This is a genomic window from Streptomyces albicerus, from assembly GCF_008905045.1.
Taxonomy (GTDB): domain Bacteria; phylum Actinomycetota; class Actinomycetes; order Streptomycetales; family Streptomycetaceae; genus Streptomyces; species Streptomyces albicerus.
In genome coordinates this window covers 1-1481 of the sequence record NZ_VWMY01000193.1, presented here as the reverse complement: position 1 = coordinate 1481, position 1481 = coordinate 1, and the positions used below count along the sequence as shown (strand labels likewise).

Annotated in this window: 2 protein-coding genes; one reads left to right on the top strand and one right to left on the bottom strand. The window is 70.0% G+C overall.

Translation table 11 applies throughout. The features are described from left to right. A partial coding sequence (locus GAS53_RS54830) for a helix-turn-helix domain-containing protein (protein ID WP_225859735.1) occupies nucleotides 1-314 on the bottom strand: 314 nt, incomplete at its 3' end. 506 nt (nucleotides 315-820) lie between these two features. On the opposite strand from GAS53_RS54830, the gene GAS53_RS54825 reads away from it, so the two are divergent. Further along, nucleotides 821-1333, top strand: coding sequence for a toxin-antitoxin system HicB family antitoxin (locus GAS53_RS54825; RefSeq protein WP_151485295.1), 513 nt, complete (start codon nucleotides 821-823; stop codon nucleotides 1331-1333). Nucleotides 1334-1481: the final 148 nt, after the last annotated feature.

Sequence of the window (1481 nt, the reverse complement as noted above, 5' to 3'; positions counted from 1 at the left end):
TGAGTGGCGTTCTTCGGCAGCTGTTCCAGCGTGGTGACCACCACCGCCTCCACCTGATCGACGCTGATGGTGGGCGGCCGGCCCGGCCTGGGCTCGTCCACCAGCCCGTCCAGCCGCTCGGCGAGGAAACGCCGCCGCCACTTGCGGACCGTGTCCGCGGCCACCCGCAACTCCCGGGCGACCGCGACAATCGGCGGCACCTCAGCCCCCGCACACGCCAGCACAATCCGCGCCCGCAGAGCCAGCGCCTGGGCCGAGGTCGCCCGACGGGTCCACCGTTCCAACTCCGCCCGCTCCTCCGCGGACAGCAGCAACGGCTCCAGCTTCGGGCCCCGACGAGGAACTGACGCACCAGCAGTAGAAGTCACACACCTACTAACGATCAACTACTGGCGCAGGACACTAGAAAATCTGTAGCAATTGTCACCCCTCCGGCCCCTGCGCCGATCACCTGCTGCACGTGCCACCTCTGGTTCAACGAGCGGTGGATCACCTTCCGTGAGCGCTACGGTCCTGACCGCTTCTGCTGCCGCCCCGGCCTGGCCGGCGCTCTCCCACGTCGAACTCGCCACCGCCGAGTGGGCCGACCGGTACAACCACCGCTGGCTCCACGGCAGTTCACATGGTGCCGGGTGGCACCGATTGGCGTCACCCGGTGCCATTCCGGGACCCCCAAGAACGCTCAACTGCGCCTGGTGTCCCCATGACTTAGATCCTCCCTTTCACGTTTCTGCAGTTCAGGGCGGCATTCCTCACGCCCGTCCCGCGCAAGGTGCCACTCGGGCTTGCGTATGCGCCATAGTGGTGCCATGATGACGTCATGGATCTCACCCCGTATGTCGACACCCTTCGCCGTGAACTCGCGGTGGCCGCCGAGGCCGGCGGGGAAAATGCCCGCGAGGTGGCCGAGAGGCTCACCGCTCCTCTGGAGTCGGCGACCCGGCTGACCATGCTCAACGTGCTCTCCGCCGCGATGGACGAGATCACCCGCGAGCTGGCCCCCGGCTCGGTCGACGTACGGTTGCGCGGGCTGGACCCCGACTTCGTGGTGACGCTGCCGCCCGCCGACGGCGGCGCGCCCGCGGAGCCGGCCGCGGCCGTCGAACCGCTCAGGACCCCGGCCGACGGCGACGAGGGCGGCACCGCCCGTGTCAACCTGCGTCTGCCGGCCCACCTCAAGGCGCGCGCCGAGGAGGCCGCGAGCCGCGAGGGCCTGTCGGTCAACGCGTGGCTGGTGCGGGCCGTGTCGGCCGCGGTCGACGGCGGCACCCGGCCGCGTACGGCGGAGAAGACCCAGAGCGTCGGGCAGAGCGTCACGGGCTGGGTGCGCTAGCCGCGCCGGCGCCCGCACCACTTCACCCACACCACGTCCCACCAGCGGGGACGACCCAAGGACTCATGAGGACGGGACAGCCATGCCTACTTTCGACACTCCCGAACCGATCTCGGCCACCGCGCACGTGGAGGGCGGTTCCATCCGG

Bases quoted from the DNA above. Each gene is read 5' to 3' on its own strand.
- GAS53_RS54825 (WP_151485295.1), top strand. From the start codon at position 821: ATGGATCTCACCCCGTATGTCGACACCCTTCGCCGTGAACTCGCGGTG.